General features: G+C 49.1%; 20 protein-coding genes. 1 reads left to right on the top strand and 19 read right to left on the bottom strand.

The genetic code is table 11. The features are described from left to right. Nucleotides 1–3: 3 nt before the first annotated feature. The 10 genes from HFP08_RS21900 to HFP08_RS21855 are packed head-to-tail and all read right to left on the bottom strand — an operon-like array spanning nt 4 to nt 11,002. Nucleotides 4–1,554: a lipopolysaccharide biosynthesis protein gene (locus HFP08_RS21900; protein WP_168122753.1), complete on the bottom strand. Its 1,551-nt coding sequence runs from the start codon at nt 1,552–1,554 to the stop codon at nt 4–6. Nucleotides 1,555–1,563: 9 nt separating this feature from the next. Continuing rightward, nucleotides 1,564–2,127 (bottom strand): acyltransferase, encoded by a 564-nt coding sequence (locus tag HFP08_RS29775; RefSeq protein ID WP_168122752.1) that lies wholly within the window; start codon nt 2,125–2,127, stop codon nt 1,564–1,566. Continuing rightward, nucleotides 2,124–3,311, bottom strand: coding sequence for a glycoside hydrolase family 88 protein (locus HFP08_RS21890; protein WP_168122751.1), 1,188 nt, complete (start codon nt 3,309–3,311; stop codon nt 2,124–2,126). The genes HFP08_RS29775 and HFP08_RS21890 overlap by 4 nt, the downstream gene beginning before the upstream one ends. 39 nt (nt 3,312–3,350) lie before the next feature. Beyond that, a complete protein-coding gene (locus tag HFP08_RS21885) occupies nt 3,351–4,535 on the bottom strand; it encodes a glycosyltransferase (protein WP_346768754.1) in 1,185 nt (394 codons plus the stop codon). A gap of 11 nt (nt 4,536–4,546) precedes the next feature. Beyond that, complete coding sequence (locus HFP08_RS21880) at nt 4,547–5,740, bottom strand: glycosyltransferase (RefSeq protein ID WP_168122750.1); 1,194 nt, start codon at nt 5,738–5,740, stop codon at nt 4,547–4,549. A 7-nt stretch (nt 5,741–5,747) separates the two neighbouring features. After that, nucleotides 5,748–6,905 carry a polysaccharide pyruvyl transferase family protein gene (locus HFP08_RS21875; protein WP_168122749.1) on the bottom strand — a complete coding sequence of 386 codons (1,158 nt, stop codon included), beginning with the start codon at nt 6,903–6,905 and terminating at the stop codon, nt 5,748–5,750. Next, a complete protein-coding gene (locus tag HFP08_RS21870) occupies nt 6,902–7,951 on the bottom strand; it encodes a glycosyltransferase (RefSeq protein WP_168122748.1) in 1,050 nt (349 codons plus the stop codon). Before HFP08_RS21870 ends, HFP08_RS21875 begins: the two co-directional genes overlap by 4 nt. Further along, on the bottom strand, nt 7,942–9,171 hold the full coding sequence (locus HFP08_RS21865; RefSeq protein WP_168122747.1) for a glycosyltransferase: 1,230 nt from the start codon (nt 9,169–9,171) through the stop codon (nt 7,942–7,944). Before HFP08_RS21865 ends, HFP08_RS21870 begins: the two co-directional genes overlap by 10 nt. Beyond that, entirely contained in the window at nt 9,168–9,812 is a 645-nt protein-coding gene (locus tag HFP08_RS21860) for an acyltransferase (protein ID WP_168122746.1), read from the bottom strand. Before HFP08_RS21860 ends, HFP08_RS21865 begins: the two co-directional genes overlap by 4 nt. Beyond that, the gene (locus tag HFP08_RS21855; protein WP_168122745.1) at nt 9,809–11,002 is read right to left on the bottom strand and encodes a nucleotidyltransferase domain-containing protein; all 1,194 of its coding nucleotides are present in this window, start codon (nt 11,000–11,002) and stop codon (nt 9,809–9,811) included. The genes HFP08_RS21860 and HFP08_RS21855 overlap by 4 nt, the downstream gene beginning before the upstream one ends. Nucleotides 11,003–11,201: 199 nt before the next feature. Here HFP08_RS21855 and HFP08_RS21850 point away from each other — a divergent pair, with 199 nt between their 5' ends. After that, on the top strand, nt 11,202–11,861 hold the full coding sequence (locus tag HFP08_RS21850; protein ID WP_168122744.1) for an acetyltransferase: 660 nt from the start codon (nt 11,202–11,204) through the stop codon (nt 11,859–11,861). Between the two features lie 7 nt (nt 11,862–11,868). On the opposite strand, the gene HFP08_RS21845 is transcribed toward HFP08_RS21850, so the two are convergent. The 9 genes from HFP08_RS21845 to HFP08_RS21805 are packed head-to-tail and all read right to left on the bottom strand — an operon-like array spanning nt 11,869 to nt 21,471. Next, a complete protein-coding gene (locus HFP08_RS21845) occupies nt 11,869–13,065 on the bottom strand; it encodes a DegT/DnrJ/EryC1/StrS family aminotransferase (RefSeq protein WP_277345876.1) in 1,197 nt (398 codons plus the stop codon). After that, nucleotides 13,062–13,667, bottom strand: a complete 606-nt coding sequence (locus HFP08_RS21840; protein WP_168122815.1) for a sugar transferase — start codon at nt 13,665–13,667, stop codon at nt 13,062–13,064. The genes HFP08_RS21845 and HFP08_RS21840 overlap by 4 nt, the downstream gene beginning before the upstream one ends. A 39-nt stretch (nt 13,668–13,706) precedes the next feature. Next, complete coding sequence (locus HFP08_RS21835) at nt 13,707–14,444, bottom strand: glycosyltransferase family 32 protein (RefSeq protein WP_168122743.1); 738 nt, start codon at nt 14,442–14,444, stop codon at nt 13,707–13,709. A 15-nt stretch (nt 14,445–14,459) separates the two neighbouring features. Then, nucleotides 14,460–15,533 (bottom strand): EpsG family protein, encoded by a 1,074-nt coding sequence (locus tag HFP08_RS21830; protein WP_168122742.1) that lies wholly within the window; start codon nt 15,531–15,533, stop codon nt 14,460–14,462. Then, nucleotides 15,514–16,437 carry a glycosyltransferase family 2 protein gene (locus HFP08_RS21825; protein ID WP_168122741.1) on the bottom strand — a complete coding sequence of 308 codons (924 nt, stop codon included), beginning with the start codon at nt 16,435–16,437 and terminating at the stop codon, nt 15,514–15,516. Before HFP08_RS21825 ends, HFP08_RS21830 begins: the two co-directional genes overlap by 20 nt. After that, nucleotides 16,403–17,560, bottom strand: a complete 1,158-nt coding sequence (locus tag HFP08_RS21820; RefSeq protein ID WP_168122740.1) for a glycosyltransferase family 1 protein — start codon at nt 17,558–17,560, stop codon at nt 16,403–16,405. Before HFP08_RS21820 ends, HFP08_RS21825 begins: the two co-directional genes overlap by 35 nt. After that, nucleotides 17,545–18,708 carry a glycosyltransferase family 4 protein gene (locus tag HFP08_RS21815; RefSeq protein ID WP_168122739.1) on the bottom strand — a complete coding sequence of 388 codons (1,164 nt, stop codon included), beginning with the start codon at nt 18,706–18,708 and terminating at the stop codon, nt 17,545–17,547. Before HFP08_RS21815 ends, HFP08_RS21820 begins: the two co-directional genes overlap by 16 nt. Nucleotides 18,709–18,738: 30 nt before the next feature. Next, complete coding sequence (gene galU, locus HFP08_RS21810; RefSeq protein ID WP_168122738.1) at nt 18,739–19,620, bottom strand: UTP--glucose-1-phosphate uridylyltransferase GalU; 882 nt, start codon at nt 19,618–19,620, stop codon at nt 18,739–18,741. 18 nt (nt 19,621–19,638) lie between these two features. Next, nucleotides 19,639–21,471, bottom strand: coding sequence for a polysaccharide biosynthesis protein (locus HFP08_RS21805; protein ID WP_168122737.1), 1,833 nt, complete (start codon nt 21,469–21,471; stop codon nt 19,639–19,641). Nucleotides 21,472–21,533 lie beyond the last annotated feature (62 nt).

Here is a 21,533-nt window from a genome sequence, read left to right as displayed (position 1 = left end):
AGATCAGGCCGAAGTCGATTTGCGGCCCACTCTTTTGAGCGTCGGCAACTTCGCGAACAGCCCGTTCGCAATTCGCATCAGATAGCGAAATTCTGCCGTTCTCCAAAAGGCGCATACAAACACCAGGTTGATAACGACAGCCGCGATACTGCCTTGGATGACAATGCCCGATAAATGATTGGATGGCAAATAGAGCATCGCCGCAGCGCTTAACAGATACGCAATGACACCAAGCCCCAGGAAATACAAATATCGAAAGAAATAATGACGAATCGGCAAATGAAATACGTTTTTGTATACAAGCAACGGAGTTGTCCAGAAGGGCATCGCCACAGAGCTAATGAGCGTGCCTGCGAAGATGCCCGCAATGCCCATGGCATGAACCAGCAGCAGAGACACTCCCAGATTTATGGCGGCTTGCGCGATTGGAACGTAGCGGTCCTGATGGAAGATGCCCGACGTTGTTTTGACCGTTGTAATCGTATTGCGCATGCCGCGTTCAAAGAAGGTCAGAACGAGTAGAATAACGGCAGCTTTGCCCATTAAGAACGGCTCGCCCAGCCATATGCGAATAAAGGGATCGAGCAGAATATACAATTCGATGGAGAGGAAGGCGTACAGCCAAAAATTCAACAAAGTGGTCACCTTATAAATGCTGTATACCTTCTCTTTGCTCTCTTCGGCAATTAAATTCCCAACGCTGTGATATAAATTCGTAAACACCTGATTAACGAAGGTCCTGCAGAGATCAATAAGCATTTTGTAATTGGAATACAGCCCTACTGCGGCAATGCTGATAAAGGAAGAAATAAGAATGCTGTCAACGCCGAAGATGAAATAATTCCCAACATTTTGGAGCATGATTGCCTTCATATTCTTCACGAAACTCCGCTTCAAATGCGGCTCCAGCTTGTATGACGCTTTTTTCTTCAAGAACGGATATTTGCGATTGACAACTATGGTTAACAGCAGAGATGCCATTATTGTCAACGAACTGTCGAGCAACAAGAACAAAAGGTAGTTTTGCGTATAATGAAGAATCGCTATTTTCAGGATTGAGGAAACAATAAAGGTGACGGAGTAGACAACGGTGATGATGTAATTTTTCTGGTTCACGTTAAGGAAGGATTGCTTGTATACGAACAAATAGGGAACCGCTGTATTCAGAAGAAACAACAAATAGATCAGATGAAGATGCTGAACGTTCGTGTCTTTAATAAAATGAGTCAGGAAAGGAAGCACCGCAAGACCGACAAGCATGATGACTCCGGCAATATAGAGATACGCCGTTCGATAGAGCCTCATCCACGCCAGTATTCGAGGCTCATCCTTGTCGGCGACAGGCTTGTACAGATTGTAAACAATGCTGGAGCCAATACCTGCTTCCGCCAAAGAGAGCATGGCAAGGATGCTTGTGAACAAAGCGTTAATCCCCAAATAGTCAATGCCGAGACTTTGAATGAATACCGTCCTCGATATAAAACTCAGCACAGCAATAATCAATTGATTGCCAATTCCTGCTGCTATATTTAACAACGAGCTCTTTATTCTCATCTTGCTCTCCTATCTGACAAATCCGACATTTCCGTTTAAGCTTTGCAGCATCGTTTCTTTTTGATCATAATCAATATTTCCCCTGATTGTGTATGTCGAGTCAAAACGGGGATTGATTTCAAATAAAGCCTTTACCTTCTTCTCATAGTCATCCAATGTGCTGATTACACGCGCAGGATTTCCCCCGACTACCGTATAGGGAGGAACGGATTGCGTGACTACGCTTCCGGCCGCAACGATCGATCCTTTTCCTACGCGTACACCAGGCATGATAATCGCCCTTGCTCCGATAAAGCAATCATCTTCAATGACTACACGCGCAATTTTTGTATAACCTATTAGTGCTTTGCTGCTTGCGTCATGAGCAAGAATATACGCTTCCGGCGCGATGGTTACCCGGTCGCCGATGGCAATCAGCCAGCAATGCGAATAGTCGAACACGACGCCTCCCTGAATGGAGCAATTTTTCCCTACGACCATTCCTTTTTTGATATAATCATCCAGCCAAATTTGCTGCAATAAAATCTTTCTTATTCTTGCTGCTGCAAAACGAAAGATTTTCGTGATCATCATGCCAACTCCTCCAAAGGAAGATTTGCATGCGACATTCGCATGGAAAATCCTTGCGTGAAAGGCATTATGGAAAACAACATGGAATATACGCCAATATCCTTCGTATCGCCTTGCGAAAAATCTATGGCGCCATTCCTTCGGGTCACCTTCATCAAGTAGCTCTGCGCTTTGCTTGCCCCTTCCGAGCAGGACTCCTGGAGACTCGGAAGTGCTGAGGCTTGCTTGAGAAACCATCCCAAGGCTGCGGTCGTAGACGAATCGGCTCTGGCTTCGCTTCGATTCACAGACCAGCTCCAGCTTCCGTTCTCGTTCTGGAAGGATAGGGAAGAGACGGCAAACTTTCTGACCATTCCCTCAAGCGTTTGTTTGTAAGCATGCGTATTCGGCAGCTCCAGCCAAGCGTCAATCAAGCCTATCGCAAACCATCCAAGACCTCTGCCCCACCCATACAGCCCTGCCGGCAGCCCCGACTCGATATGATAGGCGTGGCTGGGAATATAGCTTTTGTTCAGCATGCCGAAACGATCATAATGCTCCAATTGCTTGACGGCGAGTTCTATGCATTCTTGTTTGTCATAACGCAGCCCGTAAGCGATTAGAAAAGGACAGATAAAGCCAATCGTATCAACGTAACGGTAATTCGGCATGAACGTCCGATACTGTACAGTTCCATCTGAACCGATATGAGCTTGTATAAGCTCCCAAACCTGGTCCAGCGCTAATTTGCATCTGCGATCGGCGCCTCCCGGCAGCTTCATTAGACCATATGCCAATATACCAATGTCGACATGTCGGGGAGGCTCCCGCCAGCCTCCGTCTTCATCCAGTCTGGCATGCAAATAAATATCAACTTGCTTCTTGATCGCGGGTTTCAATCCGTTTTTCGCCATCTCCGACAAACCAAGCAGAATGGCCGCTTCCTGCCACTGCTGTATCGTGCTTTTCGAATACTTCCCTCGCACAACATCCAGGGCGATCAATCTTGTATTATCCGTTATCTTCAGCTTTGGCGCAGCATTCAACCATTTGAAGCCGACACGGGAAATCGCGTCTCTCCATTGTTCCCGGCTGCTGTATCTGCCGATATGAATGCGCCCGAACCATTCCTTCGCGATAGGGATAATATCGAATAACGCAATAACGACAACGATCATGAGCACCATGCATAATGGGAGGACTAACATGCAAAGCACTGCTCCTTTCTTCAATCAAAAATGCAAAGCCTATGAAATGAATCGATACAAAGCAGAAATTTCCGCTTCCGTTCCCGGTTCTTCTAATTCCAATCGCTTAATCAACCTGTCGCGAAGAGCAGGATCATTCCATAACCGTTCAATTCCAGCCGCTATTGCTGCTGCATTCATATCCACAATAAGTCCGTTGACCATGGAAGCAACGGCGTCGTTTGCCGTAGAGAAGTTGGTGACCACGATTGGCTTTGCCAATATTTTCGCTTCATCGACGGCAATCGATTTCCCCTCGAAACGGGAAGGCTGCACATAAATATCCGCATGCTTGATGAAGGGATAGGGATTCTCCTGTAAGCCGAGCAGATGGAAATGCTCTTGCAGCTTGTGCTGTTCAATGCTGCGCTTCAACCGTTCCCGCTCCTCGCCCTCGCCAATGATGTACCATTGTACAGGTATGCCCTTGTCGATCATCATTCGGCAAGCTTCAATCGCCATATCGAAGCCCTTCAAGCTGTGCAGACGCCCCATTGATACAATTCGGCATCCGGCATAAGGATGAGAATAGGGATTTCCTTTTTGCGATAATTGAAGAACAAGCGAGGGAGAAACAATATTATGCATAATTTCAATCTTTTTTTCAAAGGCTGGAAACGACCGCTTCAATACATCCCCGCATGATTTTGATACTGTCACTATATAATCAAGCTGCGCGAAATGCTTTTGATCCAGAGCCGGATCCATGCCCAGCTTTGAATATTCGGTATGGATAAAACCAAGCTTCTTTTCCGCCTTTACTTTTTCAATGCAGTAATAGACCGGATTTTTCTCCAAATAACCGATGGCGGCATCATACCTTACAGGAAGAGCCGGCATCGCCCTCGAAAGATGCTTCCAAACGAGCTGCTCGCATCTAGCCGGGTTTTTCTCGGATTTGAAGATCAAGCCTGCGCGTATTCTTGCCCATGCAAGCTTCAGCTTCCCCCTCTTCAAGCAACTCGTAATGGCTTGGCGGATAGGCATATCGAAAATCAGGTAATCGGACGGCGATTCGAGCAATCGAACCTGCGATGGAAGCTGATTCATGAACATGCCCTCCTTCTTGAACAGCAGGAGATCAACCTCAAAGCTTGAATAATCAATCGTTTGCAGCAGCGAGATCAACGCCTTCTCCGCACCTCCGCAATGCAGATGATTCATGACAAATAATAGCTTCTTCACCCTAACACCGCCTAATCCAATAGCTGATAGAGCTTATTGATTTCCGTCTCCGTGCCTAGCTCCAATGACGAGAGATATCGACTGAGCCGCTCTCTTAATGACTGACTTTCCAGCAACTCCCCGATCGCCGAAGCGATCGCATCCGCTGTCATATCTACGATATACCCTTCAAGACCATGGTCAATCTGATCCTTGGCCGTACTGAAGTTCGTAATGACGATAGGTTTGTTCAAAATTTTTGCCTCATCGATAGCGATCGACTTGCCTTCAAACCTGGAGGTTTGCACATAGATGTCGGCTTGCTGCAAATAAGGATAGGGATTGGATTTCAAGCCTAGCAATTTGAAATGCCGCTCGAGTCTGTTCTTGGCGATCATATCCCTTAATCGTTCCCTCTCGTCGCCTTCGCCGATGACATGCCACCGCACCTTATACCCTCTATCGATTAATGCTCTGCATGCCAGGATCGCAAGCTCAAAACCTTTCTGCTCATGAAGCCTGCCGATGGATAGAATGACGAATTCATTCTGGTCGCGCCCATACAAATCATTGGCGTCAAGCTCTGCCATTCTTCTGATTAACAGGGGAGAGACGATATTATAAATAATGTGAACCTTCTCCCGCTGCTCCGGAAATCGCTCACGCAGCACATTCGCACATTCTTCGGAAACCGTCACAATATGATTCAGTTTATCGAAATAAGAACGGTCGAAAGTAGGATCCATCCCGAGCTTGTCGTAATCATTGTGAATCCAGCCCAGTTTAATGGGAGCATTCACTTTGTCCACGCAAAAGTAGATTGCCGTCTTCTCGAGAAAACCTATCGCGGCATGATAGGATTTCGAAAGCTTCCCTAGCGAGGGCGAAAGATATTTCCAGCTCGTCTGTTCTCTTACGCCAACATTCGCAATCGTCTGGTTGGTCACCGTATACATAAGGCGATTGAACGCTTGCTTGAGCTTGCGCCTTCTAAGCAATTGAACAAGCGACGATTTCATCTGCAGCGAGAAACGGTGATAGGATTCCGGCAAGGGAAGAAGCGTTACTCCCTCAGGAATCAACTCCATGAATAATCCCTCATGGCTGAGCAAATACAAATCGACATTATATTGCCGATAATCCAGTTGGGAGAGCAGATTAATGAGACTTCGCTCTCCTCCTCCGGCGGATAAGCTGGGCATAACGAATAATAGATTTTTCTTCATAGCCGCCTCAAATGATCTCTTGCAGATAATCCACTGCGTGACGGGATCTGGACTGGATATGGGGAACGACCGACATGAGCTTCGTTCTGAGGCTCTCTTCCTCGCGAAGAAGCGTCTCGAAGCCGGCCTTCAGCTTTGTCAGATCGGACAGCTCGTCTATGCCGAGCACCAGCTTCTCCTCACCGAACAAATCCTTGGCGATGCCCTTCGACTTCACACTGTAGCCAAGCACCATCGTCGGTACGCAATTGGAATAAGCCGCGATTGTCGCATGCGTTCTCGCGCCGATGAAGAAACGCATTCTGGCGATATATCCTTTATATTGAATCGCAGACAAATGCTCCGGCAGCAGAATAACTCTTCCGGTTGCTTTAAATTGTTGATAAAATTCGTTCAGCACCTCATAATCATTATTTCCGGCAGCGATAACATGCGGCGTCATAGCAATTGTCATGTCGGTTGTATCCAATATATGCTGAATGAGGCGACTCGCAGCCGTTTTTGATTCCGGATTGCGCTTGTTGACCAACGGGCTGTAATTAAATCCGATTGTATTGCCATCTTGCCAGCCTTGGGGCAACTGAAGCTCTTCCTTCTCCATCGTGAAGGCAGGGTCTGCCACCAAACGAACATTATGGAGTCCTTTGTTGCGCAGGAGATTAAACGATAGGGTTTCGCGGGTTAAAATAAGATCGAAAAGCGACAAATCCGCAAGCTTGCGCTCCGACAAGTCCTCCTCGCCAATGGAGCAGCCCCATAAGACAAGCTTTTTCCCCTGCGCCTTGGCAATGCGATCAATTTCATACCAGCCGGGCTGTTCGCCGTAGCAATAATTATCCCCGCCAATCGACAGAAGCACGTCGATGTCCTTGATTCGATGAATAATTTTTTTGTGAATCTTCCCTAAAGCGTAAGTTTCGTCTTGAAACAGCTTGTATCGGATCGAAGACATGAGCCAATCATAGGAATAACGTTTGATAGGAACGGCTGCGCCGTCATAAATGCCGTCCAATTGCGAAATAATGCGATCCGTTTCCGGCTGGTCGGATGCCAGATAAACTTCTATGCCTTCCAATCCTTCCTTCAACATTGCGGTAGAAGACCTTACAATGGCTTCGCAGCCTCTGTTCAAGCTTCCGCTGTGCGCGAACATTAATATCTTCATGCTCTATTCCCCCGTTTTTTCGAGTTTCGCAATCTGCTATAACTTGTTAGAACATATAATCCCCACAAGGATCTTCGATGAATAAGCCGCATAATCATTTTTTGATACGGCCCTGCGGTTAACTGGCGTTCCTGCTCGTATAGCGGTAAAGCCGCCGCTACTTCACGCTTCTCCAGCATTCTCTTGACAGATTGGCGTTTGTCATGCAGGGTCAATGTCTTGGAATCAAAGTAGACATGGATATATGACAATAAGCTCTGAATGAGCTTAATGGATTTCAATCTCATCATCTCTTCCTTATCCATTAACTCCGAATAAAGCGGAGGAAGTGCCGAATGATAGACCTCCACCGCTCTTCCAAAATAGTCCTTGCCCATTAAATCTCTAGTCGCGCTGCCCGCGGTCTCGCAATAGCGATAGCCTGCATAATCCAAATATTTCATCGTACAAGCCGCTCCGAACGCATGCATATTAAATTGGCCATCCTCGCCCAACGCTACCTTATGCGGGAAGCGTATCTTGCCGTTTTCTAAAATCGACTTGCGATAAAGCTTGTTCCAGACGGCATTCATTTCCTCGCTTTTTACATACAAGGGCAGTACCCGCTCCCTGATAAAGCGATCGTCAAGAACGATATTGGTGGGAAACGGATGCTTGCTGACCACTAAGCCGCCATCCTGCTCGCTCTCGATGTTCGAGACGACAATATCGCAATGATCTTTGACTGCCGCATCGTACAGCGATTCGAACATCGCTTTGGCCACATAATCATCCGCGTCTACAAAGCCGATATACTCTCCGCCTGCCGCATCCAATCCACTGTTTCTGGCAGCGCTGACGCCGCCATTTTGCTGCTCGAGCAGGCGAATGCGCTTGTCCCTTACCGCATAGCCGGCAATCATAGCCGCGCTTCCATCCGCAGAACCGTCGTTCACGAAGATAAACTCGCATTCCCGAAGTGTCTGATTGAGTAAGGATTCTATGCATCTGGGCAAATAAAGCTCGGCATTATAGACCGGGACGATGACACTCACCTTTATACGCAAACAGGCGCCCTCCTCTCTGCGCGGAGGAGCTCGTAAAGCTTCTCCAATTCCTCTCGATTGCCGAAATCCGTTCGCCGGCATGTGTCGGCCAATTGCTCCCGCAAAGAGCAATTCTCGTACAGCTTCAGTATCCCTTCCGCAATGCCATCCACCGAAAGCTCCGCAATATAGCCGTTCTCCATGTGCCTCACCTGGCTCGGCGCGGTGGCATAATTCGTAATCAAGACAGGCTTGCCCAGGATTTGCGCTTCGGTAACCGTAACCGCCTTGCCTTCGTATCGCGAAGGCTGCACATAGAGATTGCATGCCTTCATATAGGGATAAGGATTCGTCTGCTTGCCTAACAGAATGAAATGCTCTTGCATGCCTTCTTGGGCGATTAATGTCCGGATTTGCTCCTCGTCGCCGCCATAACCGACAATAAACCAGACGAACTCGCGATGCCCCCCTTGAATGAGCTTTTTTAGCGCTTTTACCGCGTTATCTATTCCTTTGGCATGGGAAAGCCTGGCAACGGTGAGGAGCTTGAAACGATTGTCCTCAAGCATGGCCTTCTCCTCCGGAATCTCCTCAGCGAGACTGCGAATGGTTGCCGGAGAAGTGATATTCTCAATAACGAACACCCTTTCGTGCAGACTCGCATACTTCTCCAGGAAGGAAGCTTTACAGGTTTCCGAAACCGCGATGATCTCGTCGTATTGCTCCCACATTTTTCGATCCAATGCATGATCGACTTCAAGCTTGCTGAAGTCGGTGTGTATCCAGGCTAACTTCTGTTTCGCAGTTACTCTGCCGGCTGTATAATCATGCGGCCATGCGTAGCTGATCGATACATCATATTGCTTATCGGGCCTGGGCATTGCCGCTGTGAAATATTTGGAATCAAGCTGCATCTGAATGTACCCCGGACCTTCTGAAGCTTTCATTCTTTTCGCCGCCACATATGCGACGGCCTTGGATCGAATGCGCTGGAGAACAGCGAAATAGTAGCCTTCCTTCGCGCATTGCTTCAGCGATTTGCGAAATACGGTGAGCCTTCCGACCTCCGGCAACAAGCGAACCTCCTTCGGTATCAGCTTCAGGAATTCACCCGTATGCCTGAATACAAGCAAATCGACCTCGAAACGCTCGTAATCGAAGCTGTTCAGCATATTGACCAGGCTTCTCTCTACGCCGCCTATCTCCATATCGTACAAGACTATTAACAGGCTCTTCTTCATACCGTCTCCCTCGCTCTCCCAACTGCAATTTGGGATTGGTGCTCCTTCAAGCTGGAGTAACTCTTCTCTCTCTTGTTTACAAATAAGGTATAAGCGGGAACTACGCCCTTCACGACGGAGCCCGCTCCAATGACAGCATGATCGCCAATGATCGTATCGCGCAGAATGACGCAATTCGCTCCAATCCACACATGCTCGCCAATGCTTACCTTGCCCTTCAAGAGATGCCCTTCCTCCTCATGCTTGAAATTATGATCATGATCATTCATGCACACATTGGGCGCAATCTTCGTATAGGCTCCAATCTGAATGTCATTGGCGCAATTAATCGTGCAATTATCATTGATGAACACCTTGTCTCCGAGCGTCAGCCTTGCTTCGTCATCAAGTCTTATGCTTGTATTCTTGCGAATAAACACGAATCGACCTATTGCCATTCGGGCATTTCGGTTGTTGATTTCTATTGAACTCCCCGCTTGCATGGCAAATAGGGAGGCCTTCAGATTACTCGGATAAAGCACTCGATATCGAAGCGCTCGCAGGCAAGCGATCAAATGGGCCATATTCATGATTATCGTGATGAGCAGCCCTCTGCTTCGAGCCTGCTTCCTCATTTCGCGTGCAATCTTGACGACAATCATCTCCGAACCTCCTCCCGATCCTTAGCCTTTCTCCACGCCCACAATATCGGCCTCAATGGAATATACATGAAATGCCATTTTTTCGGCAAAGGCAGCGTTTCCGCATCCTCCGGAATTGGAAGCATAATGCTTGCCATATAAATCAGCTTCTGTCGGTTGCTCATAAGAGAGAACAGATAGCGTTGATGATATTTCTCCACATCCTTCGGAACGGGAGGCGTGTGCAAATTCACCTCTCTTTCAATATAGAACATCGTATCCTCGGCCAGCCATCCCGCCTTTCTGGACGAAAGCAGCGGGCGCATCTCTTCGCGAAGCGGCGCTGCCAGCAGTCTTGCCGCCAGAGTCAGCGCTTGGCCTCCGATATGCGTATAGTGGTATTTCTTCAGCAGCATCGTTAATTTCGACCAGTCAAGCCGCTGCGCCATCAATTGCTTAATATCGAGCAGCCAGCGCAGTCTCGACCAACCATGTCTGGCTCCATGCGATGCGAGAAAGAGGAACAGATCCTCTCTGCCCAAATAATAGATCGGCCGATTAATGAGCGAGCTTTGCCTCTTCCTGCTCCATAATTCATCAAAGTCAGGCTCGCTGGAGGGCGAAGGATTAAGCCGCCAGTGAACTTCAACCTTGATTTTCTTACCGGGATGATGGAAGGTATGATGGTGATGCCTCCACTTCCAGTCGCCAAGCACGGAATGAATATAATCATCCTTCTCATAGCCCTGCGCCTTCAAAAGCTTCTCCGTTCTCTCGAGTTCATGAATCGGTACCAATATATCCAAATCGCAGGAGGTGCGCAGCGATACATCGCCATACAAATCCGCTGCTATGACAGGCCCCTTCAGAAATAACGCCCTGATGTCCAGCTCCGAAAATATGCCGGACAGCATCTCCATTTCTCCGCTCAGAGCAAGCATCTGAATGGTATTACGATAATAATCGCGTTGAAACAATTGCGTTACGAATGCCGGAATGTCCTCCGTATTCCACTCTTGAAGCTTCCTGCTTATTGTCGGAAACACCCGATGATGTCTCGCAAGCGAGATGAACGCATGCCAATCCGTGTTTTGCAAGAGCTCCTGCTGAAAAAAATCGAGCTCACTGTTTTTATCCACCTCCAGAAGCGCGAGAATTAATCGGAGCTCCTGGGAAAATTGATTCATTGAAATATCGACTGCATTAATCATGAATTTCTCCTTCGAGCCATTTTAGCTATCAACGAACAAATGACATGATTTTGTTCTATAAAACGAACACAAGATAAGATTATCACCCTCTTGCTTATCTGTCAATTGCCCCCTCGTCCCATTCTTGTTTTTTTCGGTCAGAAATGGTTTCGATTATGTTAAACTACTCTTATTCCGGACAATCAAGGGAGTGTCTATTATGATCAATATTGTTGTAATCGGGGCGGGCGGTCATGCCAAAGCGGCCATTCATGTCATTGAATCCACTGCGAAATATCATATTATCGGCTTGATCGACTCTGGACGATCCATTGGAGATATCGTCTATGGATACAAGGTGCTTGGCAACGAAGACTGGCTGAGACAATATGGACAATCCGTCGACGGCCTGTTCATTGCTGTCGGAGACAATTGGGTGAGAGCGGAAATTGCGGCTAGATTGAAGGCGAATTGCGACCCTCTGCCTCCGTTCATTACCGCTGTGCATCCTTCCGCTCACATAGCAAGAGGAGCCTGCATAGGAGCAGGCTCCGTCATTATGGCTGGAGCAATCATGAACAGCGACGCCCGAATCGGCGAGCACTGCGTTCTATACCCCGGCGCTTCTATCGATCATGATTCGGAAGCAGGAAGCTTCGTCAGCCTGGCCCCCAAAGCGGCAACGGGCGGAAGCGTTCGCATCGGCTCCTATACGGCGATTGGATTAGGCGCGAATATTATTCATAATATCACCATTGGCGAGCACTGCGTCATTGGAGCCGGCTCGACTCTCGTTCGTTCGCTGCCCGACCGTGCCTTGGCCTATGGACTTCCCGCCAAGCTCATTCGAACGCGAGAAGCCGGTGAGAAGTATTTGTGAATCGACTTCAGAGCGCTCTGCTCCTTGCCATGCCGTATCGATTCAGAACATCATGAACCACGCCAACGACTCGCGACTGATCCTCGGGAGCCAGATTCGAGCCCGAAGGCAAACAGATGCCGGAACGGAAAAGCTGCTCGCAATAAGACCATTCATTCGATTCATAGTGGGAGAAGAACCCGACTCCATGGAATAGCGGCTGCATATGCAGCGGCTTCCACAACGGACGAGCCTCAATATTGTTCTTGCCTAACTCCGTCAATATCGCCGACGCCGCTCCCTCATAGCCCATGCCGTCGATTGTGAGCGCCGTCAACCAACGATTGGACCTTGTTCCCCGCCATTCCGGCATAAAGCTTATCTCTTCGAGATGACCGAAGGCTTCATAATAGCGAAGATACACAGCTCTGCGCGCTTCGACCCGCTCATCCAGCGCCTCTAGCTGCGCTCTTCCAATACCAGCAAGCACATTGCTCATTCGATAATTGTAGCCGGCGCAGCTATGCTCGTAATGAGCCGCCTCGTCTCTGGCTTGGGTAGCGAGGAATCGCGCGCGATTTAATGCGTCAGAATCATGTGAGATGAGCATACCTCCGCCGGAGGTTGTTATAATTTTGTTCCCGTTGAATGAGAAAACACCAAAATGACCAAACGTTCCGCTCTGTCTTTCGCAATAAGTAGAACCGAGCGACTCCGCGGCATCCTCGATTACTGGCACTCCGTAACGATTGCATATGCCCATAATTTCTGCCATCTTGGCCAGCCCGCCGTAGAGATGCACCACAACAACCGCCTTCGGCAGCTTGCCTTCCCGCAAGCTTGCCTCCAGTGCACGTTCAAGCGCAATAGGCGACATATTCCAGGTATCGGGCTCTGAGTCGATGAAGACCGGCTCCGCTCCAAGATACCGAATGGGATTGGCGCTCGCTACGAACGTAAAGCTGGAGCAAAGCACGATATCGCCCCGCTCCACGCCGAGCAGCCTCAGCGCCAAATGAATGGCCGCTGTCCCGGAGCTTACCGCGGCGGCTCCTTCAATATGAATATATCTTGCCAATTCTTCCTCGAAAGCCGCAATATGAGGACCAGCCGGAGCGATCCAATTGCTGCGAAAAGCTTCATCGATATAATGCTGCTCCTTGCCGCTCATATGGGGCGGAGAAAGATAGATTCTATCCATCGCTGTGCCGGGCAATATTCTCATCCTTCCTGATTTTGAGTCGTACCTTCGAATGCGGGCATCGTGACATGCGCGCCGTTGCTGATTCCATCCGACTGAATAACCTTCTTCAAGGTGAGCAGCAGGATTTTCAGATCCAGCCGCAAGCCTGCATTCTCCACATACCACACATCCAGCTTGAATTTCTGCTCCCAGGACAATTCGTTTCTCCCATTCACTTGCGCCCAGCCCGTGATACCCGGTCTCACCAAATGGCGTCTCGATTGTTCTTCAGAATACAGAGTCAGATAATTCATGAGAAGCGGACGGGGACCAACCAGGCTTAGCTCGCCGCGAATGACATTGAAGAGCTGCGGCAGTTCATCGAGGCTCAGCTTTCGGAGAAGCAGCCCGAATGGAGTCAATCTGAGGTGATCGGGCAGCAGCTTGCCGTAAGAATCTCTTTCCCCGGTCATCGTTCGAAATTTGTAGAGATAGAACGGTTTGCCGTGCAGACCCGGCCTTTGCTGCTTGAATAGAATCGGCGAGCCAAGTTTCACGCGAACAAGAAAAGCGATAAGGACAACGACAGGCATAAGGAGCAGCGCCAGTATACATGATGTCAACAAATCAAAGCTTCGTTTCATCATTTCAGTTTCTCTCCTATTTCTATATTTAGAAAAAAATTAAACGGTGAACATTTTCCGCACTATGGAAACCATTCTCGGCCCTGCAACCTTGCTCAACATCCTTTTCAGGCTGCTTCTTGCTCTGACTCGAGCCGGCAGCCAGGATTGTGCAAAATGATGAATCGTGTGACTGTCCTCTGTCAGGTAGCTGCCGCCATTGATATAATCGTAAGGACTGAAATAGGTTCTAGGATAGAAGACGACGCCATTAGGCAAGGCCTGAAGCTGTCCATTCAGCTGCAGTCCTTCTTCTTTGCAGATTCTGGAGATTACCGCCGTATTTGTCGTCATATCGTACGTTTCATCCTCTAACAGGAAGGAGCGTTGTTGGTAATCGTCAAGCAGCCTCTGAATCCATGGATGACCTGGTATGGCTCCCATCGTGCCAGATTGCAGAAAATGCTCATCTTCGAAGCCGGAAAAAGCGGAATTTTCCAAAAATGCATCCAACGGTCGAATAACTTCAACATCGGTGTCCAAATAGATACCGCCTACCTGATAGAGCGCATGCAGTCTTACATAGTCGCTCACGAACGCGAATTTCCTTGCCTCATAGGCTTCTTTGACATAAGGCACCGCATTGACGTCGAAGTTGTCCTCATTCCATTCCACGAACCGATAGCCGTTCAACTGCTTCGCCCAGCTCCGCATGCATTTCACGATTTTTTTGGGCTTATCTCCTCTCCCGAACCAGCAGTAGTGGATTATACGGGGAATTTGTTCATCCACTGACACATCTTTCTCTCCTTTCTAGAATGGCCAGCTAATATAATCGCTTCCATAACGAATATCCAGAATGACGACGTTCTCGTAGAAGAAATAAAGGAAATAGAAGCTGACCAGCAAAATATAGATAAATCTCTGATCCTTCTCTCTAAAAAGCTTGATAATCCACCCAATGACAAGAATTTGATAGAGATTGAAATAAATGCTAAGCCTCGCGAATATCCAATTCTGGGTGGCGATAATCATTAGAATGGATCCGATAATAGCAAGATTGATAATGACATCTCCCGAAGGGAACAGCCTTCTGAACTTCTCTCTTCCCATAAAAGCGATAACGAGCGGTATGATATTTACGATGACCCGGAGAATATTGGCTCCGCCTTCTTTGAAGCTTTCATATTCGCCGTATTGCGTGCCTGAAATGGCCGAGAACAGCCATTGCGATACATAGTTGTAGCCGATAACGATGAGTATGGCGGAGGTCAACATCAGAGTCGTTGTTGTTGTCCAGGCCTTTCGTCTGGCGAGGAAATAAATAGGAACCATGATTAGAGCGCTCTGATGAAACAGGGAAGCGATCAACACAAGAGCCATATAGGGCTTCCAGCGCCCTTCAAGCAGAAACTTTGTTCCAGCGAAAACGATGGCTGCCGCCAGGTATTGCCTCAAGCCGTTCATCGAGACAATAAACGCTCCCGAGGTGATGTAGACGTAGATGCTGATTTCAAACAATCTCGCGTAATTGTACAAAACGCACACAATGAGAACATTTGTTACGAACGCCGTTATGAATAGAAGCAGCTGCGGGTCCTGCGTAATCTGCTGCAGCAGCATTTGCAGAATCGAGAAGCCTTTGTCTTTGCCTTGCCATACGGTGCTCCAGTTGAAATCGGTCACATTGTATGCGTGTATATACAGGAACGTATCGCCGATATTATTGCGCAAGCCCGACACCAGAACGAGCGTGACAGCAACTGCGCCGGCCATAATCTTGTTAGGCTGAATCGGCATCGCGCCTGCTCGCGCCGGGACGGCGAAATATCTGGCCATGAATCCGAAGTACGTTACCGCAACCAGGCTAACCCACAGAATAGTCATTGGCAGTTCCTCTCTGTTTATTAAGCCGATTCATTCGGCTTACGATGAACAGGTGGAGCAGCAGCCCCGGCACAATGGCTAATAGGGTCAACCCTTTTTTCGGCGATTCCTTGAACCAGTTCCTGTTGCGGGAGAATAAGCTGCTAGAGATATAATGAACGGCTTGACGGTACTTGAATCCTGCGCTGGCAAGCGATAATTCCATGAGTGATTTCCGATAAAAGGCAAAGCCTCTTGGATTGATTCTGTATTGCCTCAGCATATTGCGAGAAGAGCCATCCTCCATATATTCCACAATGCATAACACCTCGTTGCAAAGCAGCAACGGATAATGCTCATCCAGCTTATAGTATTTGTAAGCCAAGCCGACATAACGTTCGCCTTGAAACAGCGGATAGGGGTACAGCTTGGCAAGCTCGGTTCGATACACCAGCTTTTTGTCGCCCGTAACGCCATGCTTGGCATACAAATCGAATAAGGTTGAGGCTTCAAGCTTATCGGGCAGCCTCGTTCCGATGATCCGGCCGTCCGTATAGGCATCCAGCGCGACAAATCCGCTTACTTTGTTGCTTCCGTGCGTTTTCCAGAAGGATATGATTTTGTCTATGGCGTCATGGGGCATATAATCATCGGAATCCATACATACATTAAGCTCGGTCCGGATATTCTCGTAAGCTGTATTATGGGCGCCGTGCATGCCCTGGTTTTCTTGCTTTATGTATGTCATGCTAATCTGAGCTTCCGCTAACCAGCCCTGCACCAGTTCCTCCGTGTTGTCCGTCGATCCGTCATCGATAATGAGCCATTCGAAATCATCGTTTTTTTGCCGCTTCAAGCTCTCATAGAGTTGCCCCAGACAGTAGCTTCGATTATAGGTTGGCGTAAATACGGTTAATGTCCTCATTCTGAGCCTCCTTTACCTCGCATTCCGATTGATAGAAGCGTTGCAGCCAACCGGCCGTTTCTCTGATGTCGTAACCTGCGGTTCGTATTCCCTCTTCATCCGTGCGCCGCTTGATTTGCGTTCGCGCGGCATTCAGGATAAGTTCGACGTATTCGTCCACTCTGGCGTTCGACGCAAAGCCCATAAGCCCCATGCGCAAATCCGCCTCATACGTAATCGCATCGGATACTACGCATGGAAGTCCGTTTGCCTGCGCTTCGATTAGCGTTACGGGCAGCCCTTCATGATGCGAAGGAAACACGAACACATCGAAAGCGAGCAGGAGATGCTCCACATCGGATCTTACTCCGAGAAATTTCACATGACGGGATATGCCCAGCCGCTCCGCCTTTTCCTCCATTTCCTTCCTTAAAGGGCCGTCGCCGGCAAGCATGAGCCGGCTGTCCGGCATCTCTTCATTCAATCGCTTGAAAATATCCAGCAGCATCGAATGATTCTTCTGAGGAGCGAATCTCCCGACATGACCCATTATTAACGTGTTCCCCGAGATTCCAAGCTCGTCTCGCATCTCGGAGCGTCTCTGCTCCGAATAAGCGAATCTCTTAATATCCACGCCGTTCTTCAGAATCTCCGTCCCTCTTCTTCCCCCGCGGAACAACCAATGGCCCGCCGCTTCCGAGCAAGCGAATTGATGCGTAGCAGAGGACAAAATCTTTGAGCCCGCATACCGTTTGTACAGCTTGCCCGCAATCCCGCCTTCGCTTTCCGTATTGTGACTATGGGCGATCCGAACCGGAGTACGAACCTTCTTCGCCGCGTGAAGAACGAATCCGCTCATGCGATCCATATGCGAATGAATAACGCGATAATTGGAATTTGCCTTGAAAAACTCTCGAAGCTCCCGTCTGTATCCGAAATGTCCGGCTTGGTCGATATAGGGAATGCGATGAATGCGTCCCCCCATCGAGAGGATTTCCGAATCGAAGACGCCCTCCTTGTTCGTAAGAAAGTCGAACTGCAGCTGCTTTCGATCAACATGCCGGTAGAGATTCATGAGCAGCGTCTCAGCGCCGCCTCTGTTCATATTGACGACTGCATGCAGTACTCTTAAAGGGCTTGCCATTGTAATTGCTCCAATCCTTTCAATCTCTCATCCATATAGGGCTTGTACAGCTCTTCCAACTCCTCCAGAACCTTATCCAGCGCATACAGCTTCACAAGCTCGACGCTGCTTTGGCCCATATGCGCTCTCGAATCCTGAAAAGCGCCTAGCAGCTGAATTCTGACCGCGAAGCCGTCTATATCCCTGGGGGAAAGCAAGAAGCCGTTCTTTCCTTCCCGAATGAGCTCGCAATGCCCCCGATTCTCCGTCGCGACAATCGGGAGACCGGATGCCATGGCCTCCATAATATTAACCGGCAGTCCTTCCCTCAGACTTGCCGAGACAGCCAGATCGCATATCGGCAACAGCTCCGCCAGATCATCCCGATACCCCAGGAAATCCACCATATGGGAGATACCCAGTTGTTCAGCCTGCGCTTTGCATGCCTCCTGCAGCTCGCCTTGACCGGCGAGCAGCAGCTTAGCCTCCGGCAGCTTTTCCTTCAAATTCTCCATAACGTGAAGCAGCAGCTGATGATTCTTATTCGCGTTGAACTCCGCCGTGCAGATCATAAGAAGCTGATTCCTCCGATAGCCATATTGCTCCCTTCGCTGCTCTTTCTCCAAGACGCTGATCGGATGATACCGGTCCATCGCAAGACCCACGCCATGAATATGCGACACCGAGCCGGCGCGGAATTGCCGTTTCAAAGCCCGTTCGTAGTCCTCGCGGTTGATCGTGATCAAGCAATCGGTCAATGCGGCAAGCCGCTTCTCCACGGGATAATAAAGCAGCCAATTTTTTAGCGGAGCCCCTTTGCAGAAGTGAAAGCCATGCGCCGTATAGATCACCTTCGTCCCTTCGATCCTTGCTTTTCTTGCCGCCAAGCGGGCGAGCAGCCCCCCTACCGGCGTATGGCAATGAATGATGGAATACCGCTCGTTATCAATCAATGCCTTAAGCTTTCGATAAGCCACTATATTCCCGGTTTTGAAAGGAGAGCGTTCAAGCGGGAGATCGAATTTCCGGTCGGTGTATGGAAGCTCAAGATCTCCTCTTGCCGCTACGTGAACCTCCCAGCCCTGGCTTTGAAACCATTGCATGACGGGCAGATGAAAGGCGCGAAAGTGATAGTCGACCGTTGCGCAGAACAAAATTTTTTTCTTCATGGCAGCTCCCTCCTTTGACCCCTTCCCGCTTTACTTCGCAGCGGCCTCTCTCTCCACCATTCGGGACAAATAATCCAGCAGCTCGAAGCGCAAATCCTCCCGCTGCATGGCAAACTCGATTGTTGTCTGAATAAACCCCAGCTTCTCTCCGACATCATAGCGTTTGCCGTCGAATTCGTAGGCGAATACGGCTCTTGAGCGATTGAGAGACGCGATTGCATCCGTCAATTGAATCTCTCCGCCGGAGCCCGGCGCCTGGTTACCGAGAATATCGAAAATTTCCGGTGTCAGAATGTATCTTCCCATAATGGCCATCGTAGACGGCGCTTCTTCTCTTGCCGGCTTCTCGACCAAATGGTTGATCCGATGGAAGCCAGGCTCCATCATCATGCCGTCGACAATGCCGTATCGTGAGACATTCTCTTCGGCGACGCGCTGAACGCCGATAATGGAGGAACCGTATTGATCGTATTTCTCCATCATTTGCTTCAGGCACGGCTTGGATGCGGAGATAATATCATCGCCTAACAGAACGGCGAACGGCTCATCCCCGATAAATTTTCTTGCGCACCAGATTGCGTGTCCCAAGCCTCGTGGGTCCTTCTGGCGAATATAATGGATGTCGACCATTTCCGACGATTTCCGAACTTCTTGCAGCAGCTCGTATTTCTGCTTGGAAGCAAGATTATGCTCCAGCTCCATGGAATTGTCGAAATGATCCTCGATCGCCCGTTTCCCCTTGCCTGTCACGATGATAATATCCTCGATTCCTGATTCGATCGCTTCTTCGACAATATATTGAATAGTTGGTTTATCCACGATGGGAAGCATTTCCTTCGGCATTGCTTTCGTGGCAGGAAGAAATCTTGTGCCGAGCCCGGCTGCTGGAATAATCGCCTTTCTTACCTTCATCCATTCATCTCCTCTCCGTTATCCCGTTACCGTCACATAGTCGGACTGCTCGCTAGGCCAAGCATGGTTCGCAAGATCGAGCAACCGGATTTTCAGCTCCGCATGATTCATGGCCGGGAACTCGCGAATGAGCTTTTCGATTTCCTCGTAATAAATTTGGCCGGCCTTGCCGATGTAGATCTTCGGATAGACCTGCTTCTCCATCATTTCGCTGTCCTTGAGCATCTCCTCGAACAGCTTCTCGCCCGGTCTGATTCCTGTAAATTCTATGCCGATTTCTTCGACAGCATAACCCGACATGCGAATTACGTTCTGCGCAAGATCAATAATTTTTACCGGCTCGCCCATATCCAGCACGAAGATTTCTCCCCCTCTGGCGAGCGCCCCTGCCTGGATGACCAGTCGCGATGCCTCCGGAATGGTCATGAAATAACGAACCATCTCCGGATGCGTAACAGTGACCGGGCCTCCCTTGGCAATCTGCTTCTGGAACAGCGGAATGACGCTGCCCCTGCTTCCGAGCACGTTGCCGAATCTGACGGCGACAAACCGGGTTGGGTGGAGCTGATCCATATGCTGGATAATCATCTCTGCTATTCGTTTCGTCGCGCCCATGACGCTCGTCGGATTCACCGCTTTGTCGGTGGAGATCATGACAAAGGTATCGACTTTGCTTTTGCTTGCGGCCCTCGCCGCGTTCAATGTGCCGAGCACATTGTTCTTGAACGCTTCTTCCGGGTTCCGCTCCATGAGCGGAACATGCTTATGCGCAGCCGCATGATAGACGACATTCGGCCTATGCTTCTGCATGATCGCCTGCATCTTCTCCGCATCCTGAAGGTCGGCAATTTCCGTATAGAACGTCATGCTGGTGTCCTTGAACAGCTCCTTCAGCTCCATCTCGATGGCATAGATACTGTTCTCTCCATGACCGAGCAACACCAGCTTATCCGGCAAAAAACGAGCAATCTGACGGCATACCTCCGAGCCGATGGAGCCTCCTGCCCCCGTCACCAGAACCACCTTCTTGGTCACATACTCGGAGATGCTCTCAATATTAAGCTCAACAGGCTCTCTTCCAAGCAAATCTTCAACCCTGACGTCCCGAAATTGCGTAACGGATATGCGCCCTGTCGCCAAATCCTCAAGCATCGGAATCGTTTGCGTTCTTGCGGTCGACTTTGCGCATTCGGTATAGATTTTGTACAATTGTCGTTTGCTCAATGAGGGGATCGCGATAACGATGCAATCAATCTGCAGCTCTTGCACTTTAGTTACAATATTCGACACGCTGCCAACGACAGGTAGCCCCATAATGTCAAGCATTTGCTTATAGGCATCATCGTCAATGAACGCCACCGGCAGCAATTCCGTATCGGAGTTGCTCATCAGTTGTCTGGCGAGCATCGTTCCTGCCGAACCCGCTCCGACGATTAACGTTCTCTTTCGTTTGCCGCTTTGTTTGTTGAAGCCTCCGCGAATGATTCTCCAGCTTAGCCTTGATCCACCGATTAATAAGAGATGCAGCATTAACGTAATCGTCAGCAGCTTGATCGGCGCCGACTGGGCGAAAAGAAGCTGCAAAGCAGCCGTTGCTGCAGCCGTTAAGAAGATTGCTTTGGCTATGATCGTTAATTCGCCAATGCTCGCGTATTCCCACGCCTTTTTATACAGCTTGTAATGAACGAAGAGTGCATGATGCAGAATCAGCCATAGTAAGGCGGTTCCATACAGAAGCGAATTCGACATGGGGGTATTGCCGGACAACAGCCATCCGCTCACGCCGACTGCCGTGCATACGATCACGGAATCAAGCATGATGAGGACGAACAGTCTCTGTCTGAACGTCATTCTAAGACCATCCCTTCTGTAGGTTGATTTACACGTTCTTTATAAAGAACGGCAACTCATTG

It is taken from the genome of Paenibacillus sp. HB172176 (genome assembly GCF_011947265.1).
Lineage (GTDB): Bacteria > Bacillota > Bacilli > Paenibacillales > Paenibacillaceae > Pristimantibacillus.
Note: the sequence above shows the minus strand (reverse complement) of the source record. Positions and strands in the feature narration are given on the sequence as shown.

Bases quoted from the DNA above. Each gene is read 5' to 3' on its own strand.
- HFP08_RS21900 (WP_168122753.1), bottom strand. From the start codon at position 1,554: ATGAGAATAAAGAGCTCGTTGTTAAATATAGCAGCAGGAATTGGCAAT.
- HFP08_RS29775 (WP_168122752.1), bottom strand. From the start codon at position 2,127: ATGATGATCACGAAAATCTTTCGTTTTGCAGCAGCAAGAATAAGAAAG.
- HFP08_RS21890 (WP_168122751.1), bottom strand. From the start codon at position 3,311: ATGTTAGTCCTCCCATTATGCATGGTGCTCATGATCGTTGTCGTTATT.
- HFP08_RS21880 (WP_168122750.1), bottom strand. From the start codon at position 5,740: ATGAAGAAAAATCTATTATTCGTTATGCCCAGCTTATCCGCCGGAGGA.
- HFP08_RS21875 (WP_168122749.1), bottom strand. From the start codon at position 6,905: ATGAAGATATTAATGTTCGCGCACAGCGGAAGCTTGAACAGAGGCTGC.
- HFP08_RS21865 (WP_168122747.1), bottom strand. From the start codon at position 9,171: ATGAAGAAGAGCCTGTTAATAGTCTTGTACGATATGGAGATAGGCGGC.
- HFP08_RS21860 (WP_168122746.1), bottom strand. From the start codon at position 9,812: ATGATTGTCGTCAAGATTGCACGCGAAATGAGGAAGCAGGCTCGAAGC.
- HFP08_RS21855 (WP_168122745.1), bottom strand. From the start codon at position 11,002: ATGATTAATGCAGTCGATATTTCAATGAATCAATTTTCCCAGGAGCTC.
- HFP08_RS21850 (WP_168122744.1), top strand. From the start codon at position 11,202: ATGATCAATATTGTTGTAATCGGGGCGGGCGGTCATGCCAAAGCGGCC.
- HFP08_RS21845 (WP_277345876.1), bottom strand. From the start codon at position 13,065: ATGAGAATATTGCCCGGCACAGCGATGGATAGAATCTATCTTTCTCCG.
- HFP08_RS21840 (WP_168122815.1), bottom strand. From the start codon at position 13,667: ATGAAACGAAGCTTTGATTTGTTGACATCATGTATACTGGCGCTGCTC.
- HFP08_RS21830 (WP_168122742.1), bottom strand. From the start codon at position 15,533: ATGACTATTCTGTGGGTTAGCCTGGTTGCGGTAACGTACTTCGGATTC.
- HFP08_RS21825 (WP_168122741.1), bottom strand. From the start codon at position 16,437: ATGAGGACATTAACCGTATTTACGCCAACCTATAATCGAAGCTACTGT.
- HFP08_RS21820 (WP_168122740.1), bottom strand. From the start codon at position 17,560: ATGGCAAGCCCTTTAAGAGTACTGCATGCAGTCGTCAATATGAACAGA.
- HFP08_RS21815 (WP_168122739.1), bottom strand. From the start codon at position 18,708: ATGAAGAAAAAAATTTTGTTCTGCGCAACGGTCGACTATCACTTTCGC.
- galU (WP_168122738.1), bottom strand. From the start codon at position 19,620: ATGAAGGTAAGAAAGGCGATTATTCCAGCAGCCGGGCTCGGCACAAGA.
- HFP08_RS21805 (WP_168122737.1), bottom strand. From the start codon at position 21,471: ATGACGTTCAGACAGAGACTGTTCGTCCTCATCATGCTTGATTCCGTG.